General features: G+C 44.9%; 14 protein-coding genes. 13 read left to right on the plus strand and 1 reads right to left on the minus strand.

Annotated features, from left to right (window positions below):
- Positions 1-22: 22 nt before the first annotated feature.
- Positions 23-970 (minus strand): TIGR01212 family radical SAM protein, encoded by a 948-nt coding sequence (locus DBZ36_RS15705; protein ID WP_120355904.1) that lies wholly within the window; start codon positions 968-970, stop codon positions 23-25.
- Positions 971-1,105: 135 nt separating this feature from the next.
- On the opposite strand from DBZ36_RS15705, the gene pyrC reads away from it, so the two are divergent.
- The 13 genes from pyrC (at position 1,106) to DBZ36_RS15770 (ending at position 17,388) form a co-directional block, all read left to right on the plus strand.
- Positions 1,106-2,140 (plus strand): dihydroorotase, encoded by a 1,035-nt coding sequence (gene pyrC, locus DBZ36_RS15710; protein WP_120355905.1) that lies wholly within the window; start codon positions 1,106-1,108, stop codon positions 2,138-2,140.
- A 202-nt stretch (positions 2,141-2,342) separates the two neighbouring features.
- A complete protein-coding gene (gene tyrS, locus DBZ36_RS15715; RefSeq protein WP_120355906.1) occupies positions 2,343-3,623 on the plus strand; it encodes a tyrosine--tRNA ligase in 1,281 nt (426 codons plus the stop codon).
- 178 nt (positions 3,624-3,801) lie between these two features.
- Positions 3,802-4,230, plus strand: a complete 429-nt coding sequence (locus DBZ36_RS15720; RefSeq protein ID WP_120355907.1) for a GNAT family N-acetyltransferase — start codon at positions 3,802-3,804, stop codon at positions 4,228-4,230.
- A gap of 21 nt (positions 4,231-4,251) precedes the next feature.
- On the plus strand, positions 4,252-4,944 hold the full coding sequence (gene mtnN / locus DBZ36_RS15725; RefSeq protein WP_120355908.1) for a 5'-methylthioadenosine/S-adenosylhomocysteine nucleosidase: 693 nt from the start codon (positions 4,252-4,254) through the stop codon (positions 4,942-4,944).
- A 2-nt stretch (positions 4,945-4,946) separates the two neighbouring features.
- Complete coding sequence (locus DBZ36_RS15730; RefSeq protein ID WP_120355909.1) at positions 4,947-5,894, plus strand: cobalamin biosynthesis protein CobD/CbiB; 948 nt, start codon at positions 4,947-4,949, stop codon at positions 5,892-5,894.
- Positions 5,881-6,708 carry a cobalamin-binding protein gene (locus tag DBZ36_RS15735; RefSeq protein ID WP_158589124.1) on the plus strand — a complete coding sequence of 276 codons (828 nt, stop codon included), beginning with the start codon at positions 5,881-5,883 and terminating at the stop codon, positions 6,706-6,708. The genes DBZ36_RS15730 and DBZ36_RS15735 overlap by 14 nt, the downstream gene beginning before the upstream one ends.
- Positions 6,709-6,975: 267 nt before the next feature.
- Complete coding sequence (locus DBZ36_RS15740) at positions 6,976-8,331, plus strand: peptidoglycan DD-metalloendopeptidase family protein (protein ID WP_407641492.1); 1,356 nt, start codon at positions 6,976-6,978, stop codon at positions 8,329-8,331.
- Positions 8,328-9,443: an anhydro-N-acetylmuramic acid kinase gene (locus tag DBZ36_RS15745; protein WP_120355911.1), complete on the plus strand. Its 1,116-nt coding sequence runs from the start codon at positions 8,328-8,330 to the stop codon at positions 9,441-9,443. Before DBZ36_RS15740 ends, DBZ36_RS15745 begins: the two co-directional genes overlap by 4 nt.
- A gap of 540 nt (positions 9,444-9,983) precedes the next feature.
- A complete protein-coding gene (locus DBZ36_RS15750) occupies positions 9,984-11,252 on the plus strand; it encodes a toll/interleukin-1 receptor domain-containing protein (RefSeq protein ID WP_158589125.1) in 1,269 nt (422 codons plus the stop codon).
- Positions 11,253-11,777: 525 nt separating this feature from the next.
- Positions 11,778-12,773 carry a serine hydrolase domain-containing protein gene (locus DBZ36_RS15755; RefSeq protein ID WP_120355913.1) on the plus strand — a complete coding sequence of 332 codons (996 nt, stop codon included), beginning with the start codon at positions 11,778-11,780 and terminating at the stop codon, positions 12,771-12,773.
- Positions 12,774-13,121: 348 nt separating this feature from the next.
- The gene (locus DBZ36_RS15760) at positions 13,122-13,502 is read left to right on the plus strand and encodes a hypothetical protein (protein ID WP_199711893.1); all 381 of its coding nucleotides are present in this window, start codon (positions 13,122-13,124) and stop codon (positions 13,500-13,502) included.
- A 111-nt stretch (positions 13,503-13,613) separates the two neighbouring features.
- Positions 13,614-14,246 (plus strand): hypothetical protein, encoded by a 633-nt coding sequence (locus DBZ36_RS15765; RefSeq protein ID WP_120355914.1) that lies wholly within the window; start codon positions 13,614-13,616, stop codon positions 14,244-14,246.
- Between the two features lie 478 nt (positions 14,247-14,724).
- Complete coding sequence (locus DBZ36_RS15770; protein ID WP_120355915.1) at positions 14,725-17,388, plus strand: family 14 glycosylhydrolase; 2,664 nt, start codon at positions 14,725-14,727, stop codon at positions 17,386-17,388.
- Positions 17,389-17,535: the final 147 nt, after the last annotated feature.

Raw genomic sequence — 17,535 nt, forward strand, 5'->3', positions numbered from 1 at the left:
AATCAAGTTGGTTTATATTCCTTTAAACGGCTATAGCTGTCAATTGTTCAAGTTTTTGCCATTCTTTTTGTAAAGCAATGCCTTGCCCACCTTGTTCACTTAATAATTTGGCAATTTGAGTCAGAGCCAGCCATCGATCTGAGCACCAATCCGGCGCTAATAACATTGGCTTTTGTGCAAGAGCGCTTACGCGGTGAAAAATAACTTCAGGTGGGGTATGTTGAATTAAGCGCACCGCTTGAGCAACGTAGTCATCTATGCCAAGCACGTCTAACCGTCCTGCTTGCCAAGCTTTGGCCATACTACTACCCTGCACTACATGTAGCGGGTGCAATTTCAGCCCTTCGACTCCAATTTCTAAGACATCGTTTAAACTGCGCATATAGTCATCGCTGCTTTCGCCAGGCAATCCCAGAATGAGGTGAGTACACACCTTTAATCCAAAATCATGGGCTCGACGAACCGTTGCTCGATACGCCGCAAAATCGTGGCCGCGATTAATGCGTTTCAATGTTAGGTCACTAGAGCTTTGCAGGCCGAGTTCTAGCCATACTTCTTTACCCTGAGATTGATATTGCGCCAGCAACAATAAAACCTCGTCTCGAACACAATCGGGGCGGGTTCCTACACACAGCCCAAGCACATTGGGCTCTTGCAGGGCTTCGTCATACAAGCGTTGCAAGACTTCGGTTTCGGCATAGGTGTTGGTATACGCTTGGAAATAGGCCAAGTAAGAGATGTTTTTGTGTTTTAACTCGCCTTGTCGCTCTAGCATTTGCTGAGCAATTGGAATTTGCCCCTGCGGTTTAGCGAATGAATCTACATTGCAAAAAGTGCAGCCCCCACGACCAATACTGCCATCACGATTAGGGCAGGTAAACTGAGCATCGATACTTAGTTTTCGAACTCTGGTTTGGTATTTTTGCTTGAGATGGTAACCCAAGGTGTGGACGTAATGATCAAGTTGCATCTTTCTGGCTCTAAGCTTCAATAAAACGCGAGCAGTATAAGGTTTTATTTGAGAGCAACATTGACTTCGATCGTTAAGCAGTGCGATTTGTAGCAGATTATCGTAAACTACGCGCGACAATTTCAAGGAGCAAGCATGAGCCAAACACTTAGTATTATCCGTCCAGATGACTGGCATATTCATTTTCGTGATGGTGATGTTCTCGCCGAAGTAGCACCCGCAACAGCGCGCCACTTTGGACGCGCAATAGTGATGCCTAATTTGTCGCCCCCGGTTAGTAAGGTAGAAATGGCTTTAGCCTATCGCCAACGCATTATGGCTCACACTCAAGGCTACAATTTTGAACCGCTAATGACCCTTTATTTAACCGACGACACTAGCGTCGCCGACGTAGATGCGGCAGCAGCCAGCGGTTTTATTAAAGCCTTTAAATTGTACCCTGCTAACGCTACGACTAATTCAGCTCACGGTGTCACCGACTTAGACGCCCTGGCACCTGTATTTGAGCGTATGGCTGAGCTAGGTTTATTGCTGTTAGTTCATGGTGAAGTCACCCATGACGAGGTTGATATTTTTGACCGTGAGAAAGCATTTATAGACCAACACATGCAAGCCTTAACCCAGCGCTATACGCAGCTTAAAATTGTCTTTGAACACATCACTACCGCCGACGCTGCCCAGTTTGTGTTAGCCGCATCAGATAATGTTGGCGCAACGATCACGCCACAACATTTAATGTACAACCGTAACCATTTGTTAGTCGGTGGCGTGCGTCCGCACAACTTTTGTTTACCCATATTAAAAAGGCAAAGCCATCAACAAGCGCTGCAAGAAGTCGTGAAAAGTGGGCACCAGCGTTTTTTCCTAGGCACTGACTCTGCGCCGCATTTACGCCATTTAAAAGAAAATTCTTGTGGTTGCGCCGGTTGTTATTCGGCACCTGCGGCTATTGAGTTGTACGCGCATATCTTTGATGAAATCGGTGCAATCGACAAACTACAAGGATTTGCCAGCCAACATGGCGCAGCGTTTTATGGGTTACCAGAAAATGACTCACGTATTACCTTGGTTCGAGAAGCATGGAAAATGCCAGCCTCAATCGCCTTAGGCGAGCATAGCATTGTGCCATTTTTTGCCGAACAAACCTTGAACTGGAAAGTTCAAGACTAGGACTAATTTGAGTGCGTGTATACCGTCGAAGCGAGCCAGCATTTATCGCTTCGACCTGCACAACTAAAACTCAAGCCTAACTCAAAGCCAAAACCGCTCGTTTGTTACTCCTTACTACTGCTAATACTTGGTAATCATTGGCGTGTCAGTGTAGAATCGAGCTCCTTTTTTCGACTGTGGCATTCACAATACAGGTATTATTATGACAGTTTCCAACTCCCTATTAGACGATCTCAAAGCTCGAGGCTTAGTTGCACAATGCACGGCTGATGACGAGCTAGCCGAGCACCTCAATAGTGGCAGCCGGACTTTGTATTGTGGCTTCGATCCAACCGCAGACTCGTTACATATTGGTAGTTTGGTTCCGCTACTAACGTTGCGCCGCTTTCAACAGGCCGGTCATCGCCCTCTCGCTTTGGTTGGTGGTGCAACCGGTTTAATTGGTGATCCAAGCTTCAAAGCCGCAGAGCGCAAGCTTAACACTGACGATGTTGTAGAAAACTGGGTAAGCAAAATCAAAACCCAAGTCAGTCAGTTCGTCAATTTTGATGACTCCGTAAGTTCAGCCAAAGTCGTTAACAATCTCGACTGGATTGGCAAAATTGACATGATTACGTTTTTACGCGATGTCGGTAAGCACTTCAGCGTTAACGCTATGATTCAAAAAGAGTCGGTAAAGCAACGTATTGAGCGCGAAGGCTCTGGTATTTCATTTACAGAATTCAGTTACATGCTTTTGCAAAGCTACGACTTTGCCGCCTTAAGTGAAGCGGAAGATTGTAGCTTGCAAATTGGTGGTTCAGATCAATGGGGCAATATCACCGGTGGTATCGATTTAACCCGCCGTATGCACCGAAAGCAAGTGTTTGGACTCACGCTTCCACTGGTCACAAAATCGGATGGCACCAAATTTGGTAAAACCGAGAGCGGTACAATTTGGCTAGATCCAGCACGCACCTCGCCGTATGGCTTTTACCAGTTCTGGATTAACAGTGCTGACGCTGACGTTTACAAGTTTTTACGCATGTTTACCTTTTTGTCAGTTGAAGAGATCCAAGCGATTGAAGAGCGCGATGCTCAAGCGCAAGGTCGTCCCGAAGCACAAGGTATTCTGGCAACAGAAGTTACTCGCATTGTGCACGGTGAAGAAGGTTTAGTATCAGCCCAGCGTATTACCCAAGCATTGTTCTCAGGTGAGTTAAATTCGTTAACCGAGTCTGACCTGACGCAATTAGCCCTCGACGGCTTGCCTAGCTTTAAACTTGAGCAAAGCAGTGCCTCCTTGGTCGAGATTCTCACTCAAACCGAATTAGCAAAATCGAACAAAATGGCGCGCGAGTTTATTAAAAACAACGCAGTTGCGATTAATGGTGAGAAGAACAGTGATACCGAGGCTAGTTTGAACAGTGAGCAAGCATTACATGGCAAATACACCATTATAAAACGTGGTAAAAAGCTATTTAGTTTGGTTATCTGGCCTTAAACTGCTGCATTGGTCGTTCAAGCCCGCTTAGTAGCGGGCTTTTTTATATGCGGCACAAAGCTTGCCCTAGCTAGAATAGCCTATTAGACTGGTTCCATGACCTGCCACAGCACTATTTTGTTCTTCATTCTAAGTTCCACGAGTGCTGACAGCGGCCGGTAAACTAACGAGGAATTAGATGAAAACAAGACCTATTAATGCAAGCGACGCGGTTGCAGTATCACGTTTAACGTCACAGCTTGGCGTCTCTCTGAACACCAACAGTACCTTAGCTAATATTCACCACATACTGGAACGTGACGATCACCAAGCTTACGTGCTTGAAGATGAGCATGGCGATGTGATTGCTTGGGTGCATGTCATTATTGCACTACGCCTGGGCTCACTGCCTTTTGCTGAAATCGCCGGCATAGTTATCGACCAAGATCACCAAAACCAAGGCCATGGCCGAAATTTAATGAACTCGTGTAAAAACTGGGCTCGTAGTCGCGGGATCAGCGAGATACGAGTGCGCGTGAACGAGAAACGCGAGCAAGCCAAAGAGTTTTATGTACGCCGCGGGTTTACTCATCGCAAAACTCAAAACGTTTACTATCGTGACATTTAAGCTAAACATTTAGGATCCCGAATGACTATTGCAATTATTGGAGCGATGGAACAAGAAGTTGCCATTTTGCGTGACTTACTAAGTGGCCGTCAGGACTATAGTTTTGCTGGCTGTGAGTTTTATAGTGGCCAACTCAACGGTGTAGACGTAGTTCTCACCCGTTCCGGAATTGGTAAAGTAGCAGCAGCGATTGCTACAAGTACCTTAATCCAACGTTATCAACCACAATACGTGATTAATACCGGTTCCGCTGGCGGCTTTGACAGCGAACTTAAAGTAGGTGATGTGGTCATTTCTAGTGAAGTTCGCCACCACGACGCAGACGTAACCGCCTTTGGATACGAACTTGGACAATTACCAAGTAATCCTGCGGCCTACATAGCCGATCCGCGGTTATTGGAACTAGCGAAACAAAGCATCGAAGTTAATGGTGCTCATAAGAGTAAAGCTGGGCTTATTTGCAGTGGTGACAGCTTTATTTGCGAGCCAACACGTATCGCAAAATTACGCCAAGATTTTCCGAGCATGTTGGCGGTCGATATGGAGGCTGCAGCTATTGCACAAGTTTGCCATTTGGCCAGCGTGCCATTTGTGGTCATTCGTGCACTTTCAGATATCGCAGGTACTGAGTCACCCCAATCTTTTGACGAGTTTCTAGAAACCGCAGCAGTACATAGTAGTCAGCAAGTACAAGCGCTAATCGCGAAGCTCTAAGCATGTTTGATAGCTTAGAGCCAGGGATTGGCTTATTGTTTTTGTTTCCTTTAGCAGCAATTGTCCTAGAGATGGTTCTGCCTTTAGGTTGGAGTTGGCATCCGTTACAGGGCCTGCAGATTTTTGCGCAGCGCTTAAGTGACAAAGTTAACCGTCCAGACAACGGCCCTCGTCAACAGCGTATTGCAGGTGGCGCGGGGCTTTTTGTCTGTGTGGCTTTGCCCTGGACATGCCTTTGGGTATTGCAAGAATTAGTCTTGGAGCCTGAACTCTACCATGCCGTTTTATTGTATTTTTTGATCAGTGCTCGCCCCACATTAAACAGCGTCCATCAAATTAGCCAACAACTTCCTGATCATCGGCAAGCACGACTAACGCTAGGGCCCTTGTTGCTTCGTGACACATCTAAGCTTACTGAAGTAGGCGTGGTTAAAGCCAGTCTAGAAATGTTGATACTGCGCTGCGCTTATGGATGGTTTGTCCCTCTATTTTGGTTTGCTGTACTGGGTATTTGGGCAGCCTTAGCTTACAGTTTAGTCTATTGTGTCCAGCAACAATGGAATACCAAGCACCTGCAATACCAACAATTTGGAAAAGCTGCAATGTGGTCACAAAGAACTTTAGCGTGGCCAGTTCTGCAAGTGATTGCACTGTTAGGGTGTATATACGGCAGTTTTCGTCAAAATCTGCGCGCCTTAAAAACCGGGTTTCGTTGGCCCTACCCTGCCTCAGGACAACTTTTAGCCCTGCAGGCCAGTTGGTTGAACTGCGAGATTGGCGGCCCACGTTTTTATGACAGTACTCGCCACGATTTCGCAAAATTTGGTCCACTAGGAGTGACGCCGACAGCTAAGCAACTAAGCTTTTTCAGCTTACGCTTGCAGCTACTCGGACTCACTTACCTTGTTTTAATGGGCACCATTTATGGGATGCGGATTGCGCTACTTTAACCAGCTAATCCAAGCCGTTGGCCTGCTCCTCGTTAGTTGTAACACGCAAGCTGAGCCGCTACGTGTCATCACACTGTCGCCGAGTCTTACTGAGTTAGTTTATGCCATTGGTGCTGGAGATACTTTAGTTGGCGTGATTGAAGGCAGCGACTATCCCGATGATGCCCTAAACTTACCGATTGTCGGCAACTACCATAGTATTAATATCGAAGTAATTTTGTCACTAAAGCCTGATTTAGTTCTTACTTGGGCATCGGGTAATTCCAAGCAACAATTAAATCGGCTTTCCGCACTTGGAATTGCTAGCTTTAGCGCACAAGAAGGCCGCTTAGATCAGCTGCCTCAAACCCTTCGCAGCTTGGGTAAACGTTTAAACCATGAACACGAGGCTGAACAAGGCGCACAAGAGTTTGAGCGGGAGTTGCAGCAATTGCGCCAGCAATATAGCCAACAACAGCCACTAACGGTGTTTTTTCCGATTTCAGTTGACCCCTTAATGAGTTTCGCCCCCAGCTCTTGGATGAATCAGCAACTAGAAATATGTGGTCTACAGAACATCGTTGATACAACTCCGGTTAGTTACCCTATCTTGTCTTGGGAGTTCTTATTACTTGAAAACCCTGAGCTCATCATCAGTAACGACCCCATTTATTGGCAACGTTATCCGCAGCTAAACGCTGTGCAGCAGCAACAGTTTATTCACGTAAATCCCGATTACCTGCACCGCCTTACCCCTAGAACCCTGCTTGGGGTGCGTAGTCTTTGTGAGCAAGCCGATATTTTTCGCAAAAAAAAGCGCCTACAAACACTGTAGACGCAAGCAAAGCTTAAGGATTGGAAACTAACCCATCGCTATAGATGAAATATATGTGCCAACAAAACTATCAGTGTAAACCATTGTTTATATTGATCATTGTTAAAACTAAATATCTTCTAAATTGTTCACTGAACCAAAAACAAGCAAGCTTGCCTTGCAAATGAGCAAACATTCGTTACTTACCGTGATTTTCAGCTAGGGCTAGGTATCTGCTGCAAATTTGCTAAAATAGCCGCGTCTACCTTACCCCTAAAGGATTGGTTCTTGAGTTTCGTGTCCAAATACCGCCGTCGATTGCTCGCGGTTCTCTGTGCTTCGCTACTTGCGCTGCTATTTTTTTTCCCGATGCAACAGTCAAGTGAAGCCATTGCTAGCTCTGATAAAACATCTAATCCGCCCTCAGCAGACCATAAAGACATTATTGGCGAGAGCCTAAGCGATGAACTACTAATCGGTCAACGCTATCCCCTGTCATTAAATATTCAAAGTATCCCGCTTAGTGAGAAACAACTTAACAGTGACAATACCCAGCAATGGACTAAGCATAGTCTTGAGGTGAAATCGGGCGATAGTTTGGCGCTGTTGTTTAAACGAGCAGGCCTTAGCGCTAAACAACTGTATGCAATTGACCAGCTTGGAGGGGAAGCGCAGCAGCTGCGTAGGCTGCGTCCCGGAAATATCGTTGATATTTGGGTTGATGTTGATAATTTACTGCAAAAGATAGAATTCAAACTTTCACGCGAAAAAACTTTACGTATCGCACGCGACTCTGCCAACAATTTTAGCGTCGCTATCGATGCGCTAGATGTTGAAATTCGCCACGACTTTGCCCACGGTGAAATCAGCTCAAGCTTTTGGAATGCGGGGATTGAGTCGAACCTAAGCCAAGGCCAAATCATGGATTTGGCGGGGATTTTTGGATGGGACGTTGATTTCGCCTTAGATATTCGCAAAGGAGACCAATTTACAGTTTGGTTTGAAAAGCGCTACTCCATGGGGGAAGCCATTGGCAATGGCGAAATCATTGCTGCCGAATTTATTAACCAAGGCGAAGTGTTCCAAGCGGTGCGCCACAGCGATGGTGATTATTACACGCCAGAAGGCCTGTCGATGCGTAAAGCCTTTTTACGCGCTCCAGTTGCCTTTAACTATATTAGCTCTAACTTTAATCCGCGCCGTTTACATCCAGTAACCGGTAAAGTGAAAGCCCACAATGGTATCGACTACGCTGCGCGCACCGGCACCCCAGTGCAAAGCTCTGGTGATGGCAAGGTGATAGCCTCGGCCTATAGCAAATTTAATGGCAACTATGTGTTCATCCAACATAGCTCCCAGTATGTCACTAAGTATTTACACCTAAACAAACGTAAGGTGAAAAAAGGTCAGCGAGTCAAACAAGGACAAATAATTGGCACTGTGGGTGCAACCGGCCGCGTTACTGGCCCACATTTACACTATGAATTTCTTGTAAACGGTGCGCATCGCAACCCACGTACGGTAAAACTACCCGAGAACAAACCCTTGGCTGGCGATGAACGTGACGCCTTCGTTGTTCTTGCTAAGCAAGAAATGGAGCGACTAGAGAGTAGTAAACGGATTATGCTGGCAATGCGCCAATGACAGTTTATGTCATGGGCATGATGTCGGGTACCAGCATTGACGGCGTCGATGGGGTGATATTGCGCTTTGACAACAACACTGCAGATGCCAGCAGCTTTGAGATCCACGCTGCTGCCAGTGTTGATTTCCCAAAGCCACTCGCGCAGCGCTTAAACTTGCTGTGCAGTCCGGCAGAGAATGAAGTAGCAAATATTGCTTGGAGCAACGTCGAGTTAGCCAAGCTTTATGCGCAACTAGCAAAAGTATTGCTTGAACAAAGTGGTTTAGAGGCCGGTGATATCAAGGCTATCGGCTGTCACGGTCAAACCATTCGTCACTTTCCAGAGCTTGGCTACAGCATGCAAATTGGTAGCCCAGCTCATTTAGCAGCCTTTAGCCAAATCCCGGTTATTGCCGATTTTCGCAATGCGGATATGGCACGTGGCGGCGAAGGCGCCCCCTTAGTACCCGCCTTTCATCGGGCATTGCTTGACACCATTAGCGAGCGCAATCGCTACGTACTAAATCTTGGCGGTATCGCGAATGTTACGGTGCTTAGCGCAAGCCAGCCCTTGCTTGGTTTTGATACCGGTCCAGCCAATACCCTGCTCGACTATTGGTATCGCAGCCACCAAAGCGAAGGCTACTATGACAGCGCTGGATTATGGGGACGCCAAGGCCAGCTTATCGACGAGCTACTCACTAAGCTGATGCAAGAGCCCTACTTTCAACGCGAGGCTCCTAAAAGTACCGGTAGAGAACTGTTTAATCCACAATGGTTGCAAAGCCGACTAACAAACCACGACTATGCACCCCAAGATGTACAGCGCACCTTGTATCATTTAACAGCCAAGAGCATCGCAGATGCTCTCGCCCCCTTTAGCCCCGGCGATATCTATGTTTGCGGCGGCGGTGCCAACAACCCCTTACTATTGGAACTCATCAGCGATTATCTACCAAACTTCAGTGTCGATGACATTGCCACCCTTGGCATTGACCCGCAATGGGTTGAAGCCAGCGCCTTTGCTTGGCTTGCTCAGCAATACCTAGCCAATAAACCCGGCAATGTACCGGAAGTCACCGGTGCGAGTTCAGAAGCTATCTTAGGGGCCTACTATCCAAGTAATGCTTAGCTAAGTCTTTACATCGTTAACTCAGTTGCGCTTTAAATTAAAGCGTAGTTAAGTCTCCCCGACAACACATTCCTAATCAGCAAAAAATAACAAGACACCCATAATAGTGGTTTTGCTAATGGGCTCGAGACGTCTAACTTATTTATGCCCCAAAATGTGTTGCGCCTTCTTATGAACTCCCCTGTCAGCAATGGCTCTTCCCATACCAATACTAATGGTTTTGCTTCTCGACTTTGCTAGTTGATAACGAACGAATTTTAGAATTAGTTTAGCTTTCTTGGTTTGCGCACTTTTTGGCTGTTTATTTGCACAGTGTTTCTAGTTTCGTTTGCGTCATTTGTCAAAGCAATCAATGAAAGAAATGGATCGACGATTGATTGATGCCGAGTAAAAAACTAAGGTAGACAATGGGTTAATATCAAATCATTAATTGATGAGCGAATGTGATGAAGGTCATGTTTTTTGTGATAGGCCGCGCGCTCATTGAACGGGATAGGCCGCATGTGCGGCCTACTTAGCGTTAAATTTCTAGGAGATATATTGAGTAATCCAAAAGTATTCGTTTCATATTCGTGGGATTCAGAAGAACATAAAACATGGGTTCGTGAATTATCAGAAAGATTAATTAAAAATGGTATTGATGCTCGATTAGATCAGTGGCATGTAGCTCCAGGGCAAAGTCTTACTCAATTTATGGAACAAGAAGCGACCACTAGTGATCATGTAATTATAATTTGCACTACTAATTACAATCAAAAATCTACTAGTCGAATGGGTGGTGTAGGCTATGAGCAACAAATAATAAGTGGGCAAATAGCTTCAGGAATTCAACGCGAAAAATTTATACCCCTGATAAGAGATGGTGAATTTAGTGCTGGTGAAAACTGTTCAATCCCGCCACACTTTCTAGGTATCTATGCAATTGATATGCGAGATGATAAAGCTTTAGATAGTAGTCTGGAAACATTACTTAGAGCTATTTATAAGGAACCGTTACATAAAGCTCCAGAGATTGGAAAAAAACCAGATTTTACTAACATAGTTCATCAAGTATCAGAAAGTTTTGAAGAACTGAGATTAGCAACTTTAGATTTAGATGGTTATCACCTATTAAGTGGGTTAGCTCAGCATCATAGAACTCCAGAAACTTTTGATATGCCTTCTGAAGAGTATCGCAGAAATATTAAAGAGGGGACTTTAGTTAAATTACCCTTTGAAATTAGCGTGCCAGAAGATGATGAGCTGGGTGACATATCTGCGGAAAGGATGTGGGTTATATTAAATAAGAAAAATGGACCGTACTATGAAGGGACATTAGACAGTATTCCCGTATGCTCGGATGAGCAAAACTTTATTGAACATGGTCAGAGCATAATCTTTTTACCTGAACATGTAATTGATATATCAGATGAAAAAGAGATTTCAGATAAGCCATCAGGACAAGGAATCCCTTTTATTGATAATGTCGCTGTTGCAATGAATTTTTTGTCTGAAATAAACGAAATAGAGTCCATATTTGCTAGTTATGTAGGTGCCGGAAGAGTATTAGATGAAAATGTGAATGGAGAGAGAATCGATGTTTATCTAGCCAATATTGTAAATGGTCAACATAAATATCGTCATATTCATAATCAAGATCCTGATTTGAAAGAAAAGTGGAACCAGATTTTAGAGTATTTAGATGAATCTCAAAAGGCAATAACTTCAACATTTCATGGCGATAAGTTAGATGTTATACCGTTGTCTCAGCTTGTAATGTTTATCCCTGAATTTTTAGCTCAAATTTCTGAAAGTGGTAATAAACGCTGAACGAAATTTAACAAGGCATTTAAACGGAACTAAAACAGTGGGTTAGGTTCCGCTTCGCTACACATTATAACCCACTATTTTAGTCCGCTTAATGCGGCGTTAACTCCGATCCAACCGTACTTAATCTAATCCGATCCGCCTGTATTTGAACTAACAACGTAACTCATTTTTGTCCAAAAACGGGTTTGGGCGTACTGACACGTTTATGCCCCAATATCAGCTAGCTCAGATGATCTATCTCTACTATTCACCTTCCATTTACATACTTTTTCTCATACCTAGAGAATGTATGTGGATTCTTACCATTATGAAGCTCCATGACAAAGCATCCTAAAAGACGATTCAAGATATGACGTTCTCGGTCCACTCAGCTTTTGAATATCTAATGTCAATTTTCATTTCTAAATTATTGTGATCGACCCCCTTGGAATTAAAATGAAAGCCTCGGCACCTGCCTTTGTTGTTCCATTTACAAAATTTTTTGATTAGCCTTCGACCTAATTGGCAACAGAATGAGAAACCACGATGAACGACATCAATGAATTCATGAAGGGTTTGCTTAGCTCCCAATACTCAAATATCACTGGATTGATCGCTATCCGGAGCGGCAAAGTGGGGTTTGAATATTACGCCCCAGGTTTTTCAAGCCAAACACCCATACACCTATCTTCAGTAACAAAAAGTATTACCTCTATGCTGTTTGGTGTTGCGCTTAAACAAGGACATATCAAGAGCGTTGAGCAGCCAATCTTAGATTTTTTTCCCGACTACTCACTAAAACGCGGCGAGAAAACACTACCGTGCCTTCGGCTTAAGGACCTGCTAAGCATGACTGCGCCGTACAAGTTTAAGAATGAGCCGTATGCGCGCGTCTACTCAAGCCGCGATTGGACATTGGCGTCACTGGATCTTCTTGGGGGTAAGGGCGAGGTGGGACAGTTTAAGTACACTACACCCGCGTTGCACGTCTTATCAGGGGTGTTAAGTACAGCCACTGGGCAAAGGGTGGCGGATTTCGCGAATCAACATTTGTTTGCTCCGCTTGGTATCGCGCCGGTAGAGAACATCACCTTAAGCGATCGTCAGCAACACCTCGAATTTACTCGAGGTGCATCTGAGCGCGGTTGGGTTGCAGACCCGTGCGGTGCTAATACCCCTGGTTGGGGGCTTGTATTAAGCACGTCTGACCTGATAAAGCTTGCTAGCCTTTACCTGGGCAAGGGATGCTGGGATGAGCAACGCTTACTGTCAAGAGCTTGGATACAACAGAGCACTTCAGAGCAGAGTCGCTGGGGTGAAAGGCGATACGGCTACCTATGGTGGATGATGCCCGAAACCGAAACCGAAACCGAAACCGAAAACAATGGCTATTGCGCTCTGGGTGACGGAGGTAACGCATTGTTTATCTTGCCAAAAGATGAGGTGGTGGTGGCAATCACATCGCGCTTTGTACCACGACCTAAAGATAGGGTGACGCTGTTCACTGAGCATCTGTTGCCTTTGCTTGCACCTAAGAGCTAACTCTTCGGTAAGCAAAAAAGAGCCACCAACGGGGTTGAAAGCGTGCTTGGCGTTCAGCCCGTGTGTGGTCAAGCAAATTTGTGCCTCATTACCTGTTACAGTTCCCTCTGCTCTATTCCTAATAAACCTATGCACCCATATTTTATGGGCAAACCTCCTATGAGTACACAGAGATGATTTGCAATTCCTCCTTTCCACAAGAGCTTGCATCCTTTTATGCTGATTTTTTTGTTACTTTAGAGCTAGGCGGCTGATATAGCTTAGAAAAGGTGATAATCTTTTTTAATTCAATGACAAGAGGAAAAATCTCTTGTTTAAACAATGCGCTTTTCCTCTTAAGAAGCTGTTATGCGATATATGGAATTTCAAACTCTCAATAATAAAGTAAATGAAGGCAAGGCACTAATCTACATGTGGGAAATCCATGGCGAAGATGGTGCCCTTACTGGTTGCTATGTAGGCAAAGCCAAAGGTGGTAGTAAAAGGCCTAAGAGGCACTACAAGCGAAATGTTCGCCGCCTTCTACAAAATCAACCATATCGGAAGTCAAATCCCGAAGGCTATAGAAAAGTGCATCGTGCCTTAACTGAAGCTACTCGTTGTGGCCATAGAATCACTTTATCCTTCCTTTGCAACATCTCTGAATCTGAGAATATAAATGACATCGAGCAGCAGCTTATTAAAGAGCATGACTGTCAAGGTAATGAAAGCTGGCAATTAAATGGCTAGCGCATAACAAGGCAATGAAAGATCGCCGGTAAACACAAACCGGTTGGTAGCCAATACGCAGGTTGCTTTGTGTTGCGGCGTTATGTGCCATATGGACCTGAAGTGAGTTAAATGAGCATTTTTGAATTTTGGAAAGAAGTCGAATCAGGTGAAAAACACATTCACCCCGATGATAAAACGGTACTTGCTGAGTTAAAGCATTATCACAAGTCAGATCTAAACTACAGTTTTCCTCCGGGGCCATTTTTCGGCCCACTTAAAACAGCAAAAATCATTCTCTGTTATGCAAACCCAAGTGTGGATGACCCTTCCTTAGATGCGGTTGCATGCAGTCTCAATCGTGAAAAGCTTATGAGGCAACTAAATGGGGACCAACCATATCCTTATGAACTAAATGGCTGGAGGCAATGGTTTTCACAAAGAGCAAATAGCCTGTTTGGTGGAGACGTAAAGTTAGCAAGTAAGCAGCTCGCAGTAATAAACCTTATTCCATATGCTTCAAAGAGCATGGACAACGTAGAAAGAATAGCAAGTTGCTTACCCAGTGCTTGGGCTGCGCAAAACTACCTAAGATATACATTGATACCCAAAGCGCTTAAAGGTGAAATTCTATTGGTAATGTGTAGGTCTGCTCATCTCTGGGGACTACGATCCAGTCACGGAAGTGATCATATCATCATTAATACTGCTAGGTCAGGCTTTGATCAAAATTCAAAGAAACGAATTACCGAGTGGCACACATAACAAACGCATGGACTTTAAAAGTTTGGCTTCACTCGCTAGCCAAATCTTTTAAAGCCCGTTATGCGGAACGCTGCCCCTGATTCTTCTATACTTTCGTTAATCCGAAACGCTTTCAAATAAGCGAATGCCCTAACAAACTTTTGTCCAAAAACGTATTAGAAACGAAATAACAAGACCCCATAATGTTGACAGCTCAAAATGATGAACGCCGCTTGCGTTGGTCTTCATTCAAGCGCGTTTTGCGATGCCGAGACCCTGTTAAACGGTGCTTAATTGGGTACACATGAACCTCGTGTTGTTGTGAATCTTGTGACTGCTCCATCTCTAGACTGAGCTGCAGATTTTCCCCTAATCGTGCGGTGCCCAACCCAAAAAGTGTGACGCAGATCACCTTTCTTTGAGCTGAAAAGCTTTGCAGACTTGCTATTACCTCGCGGACTAGGGATAACTAGCGCAGTTTCTTTAGAGTAAGCTAAACATGGCAAATCCAATTACAGTGCGCAAAGCTTGGGTAAAGGGTTCTTTGCCGCTTGCACAGTACGCCGCCTCTTGTAGTAAAGCCCAGCTTCAGGGCTTGTCTCCACAACTGCGTAAACTTCGCCAAAATGGCATAGATGCTCTCATAGTGCCGGTTCATTGGCGTTATATCGCTCCATTTAGTGCGCAACAATTAGACCAAGCGAGTAGTTGGTCGTCGTTACAGCGCTTGTCTGATCATTTGCTATCTCATGGCTTTAAGTTGCAGTATCAATTGTTTTTCTCGGCTGATACTCAGGAAGGCGTTGAACAACGTTTGCCCGATTGGTTTTGGGGTTCAATGTTGAGCAATTTACCCGAAAACCAAACTCCTGATGCGATTAAGTATGTAAACCAATTTGGCCTCGATACGACTCAAAGTCCAAGTCTGTGGGCACAATCCGGCTTAAGCGATGTCTTGGGTCAGTGGATAGCGCACTTTGCCAATCATATGCGTGACTACGCGCAGCATTGCAATACTATTTTGCTTGGATTAGGCCCAAATGGTGATGCCTGCTACCCCTGGGCAGAACGCGACGCTATGCCCATCTACCAGAGCTTTAGCCCCTCGGCCTTATCAGCACTCGCAAACGACATGACACTTCAGTATGGCTCCTTAGATGCGTGGTTAAACGCATGGCAGTTACGTGATGAAAAGCGCTGGCAAGAACAACTTGGAGATAAACTAACTACTGATTATCAATCTAAGCAATTAAGCCTTTGCCTTACTGAATTTAGTCAATGGTATGCCCATAACTGGCGTAAATACGTGGGAACAATGCTGGCGCAGGCGCAGAGGAATTTGCTTGAGGACTGGTCCAATTGTCAATTAGCCTTGAACTTACCCATGCCAGAATCGAGTGCTAGCGAGCATGCATGGCTCGGATGCTTAACCGGAATAAACCCACAACCGTGGTTAGACCGCACGCAGCAGTTCGATTACCAATTGGATCAGCTAAGCTATTGGAATACTCAGGCCAATGGTCGTTTATTAGTGATTGCCAGTGGCGCAGAATCTAGCCACGCAGCACGCATTAACCAAGCCTTGTTAGGTGCTATACGTACCTTGAAAGTTCCTGCCTTGGTGCAAAATGCCCATTCTCAAGCCTTGTCTAGCCACCCAGGTTGGGATCAACTCTACCACTCGGTATTACACGGTGGTGGGTTTGACGGTTGGATTTTTAACGATATGTCGCTGCTCAATGAGCAATCCATCGTAAAAAGCCGTTTATCTCAACTTAACAAATTTAAGTATCAAGTTAGTGAAACCAAACAACTGGGTAAAAAGCAGTTCCGAGTGATGGGACCTTTACACCTAAAAGTTGCAAACCAAAAACAATTGCTAGATGAAGAAAACTGGAAGCAATTTGAAGAACAGTTGCGCCAGTTACGTAGTATTGGGGTCACAGCCATTTCAACTGACATTTGGTGGGGTTTAGTCGAAGGTGATAAGCCTGGTAAGTTTGATTGGAGCTATTACGATCGGGTTGTGACTTTACTACAACGCTTAGGCTTACAATGGGTGCCCATTTTATCGTTCCACCAAGCCGGTGGAAATGTAAATGACGACTATATGCAGGCCATTCCTTTGTGGCTATGGGGCCGTCTACTTGAAAGCAATGATCAGCTAAATTCGGTACAAGATCTACAGTACGTATCAGAAACCGGTGACGCTTCGATGGAGTACGTATCGCTGTGGGCCGACGAATTTGTAATGCCTTATTACCAGCGATTTATGGAAGCATTTAAACAACACTTCATCAACCAAGCTGGATTAATGGATGAGATCAATGTCAGTTTAGGCCCTGCAGGAGAGTTACGTTACCCTAGCTATAATTCGCATGATTGGGGGAACTATCCCAATCGAGGAACGCTCCAGTGTTACAGCCGTTTGGCTAAGTTAGATTGGCTGAACTACCTAAAGCAGAAGTTTCATAATATTGCAGAGCTTAACGCTAGCTTTGGATACACTTGGAACAGCTTTGAACAAGCAGAAATCCCAGATGCTGAGTGGTTATTTAGCCATAAGCGTTATATTCATAATGCTTGGGCTCGAGAGTTTTTAACTTGGTATCACAAAGCCCTTGTTGCACATGGCAGACGTATATTTGAAAACGCCTTACAAGTGTTTGATGATGAATCATTTGGTCAAGTACCGATTGGAATTAAGGTTCCCGGGATACATTGGGTAGTTAGCGATCCAGAATTACCTCGAACAGCGGAAATTACGGCTGGATTAATTGCAGTACATCCAACCTTAAACTGCACCAATCAGCATGAATACGTAGGTTTACTTAAATCCTTGTTGCCTGAAGGGAAGCGCGCTCGTGCCGCTATTCACTTCACTTGCTTAGAGATGATCAACAAAGACTACGAAGGTTATTCACGCGCGGCAGACTTGGTCGCTTGGATGGCCGACGCTGCTGAAGAATGCCAGGTATCACTCATGGGCGAAAACGCCTTGGCAGGTGAATTGTACAGCGAGCAAGGTTGGAAGCAAATGGCGCGAGCCTTAAGCCGAGAGCCGGGATACGATGGCTTAACCTTGTTAAGAATGCAGAATTTCTTTGACGATGAGCCAACTCCCATGCGAGAACTTAAGACCTTAATTAACCGTATTTCTTAGTCAAGCTTGGGCTGACAAGGTATCGCTTCGACTCAATGACTTGGGTTTAGTTGATTAGCTACTCGGTTTTTCTCAAGTTGAATCCGAACAGCCTCCTTGTTGCCTATTCGGCATAAAAAAAGCAGATAGTGCTACTCGCTATCTGCT

Origin of the sequence: Alginatibacterium sediminis, assembly GCF_003610775.1 — a bacterium.
GTDB lineage: Bacteria > Pseudomonadota > Gammaproteobacteria > Enterobacterales > Celerinatantimonadaceae > Alginatibacterium > Alginatibacterium sediminis.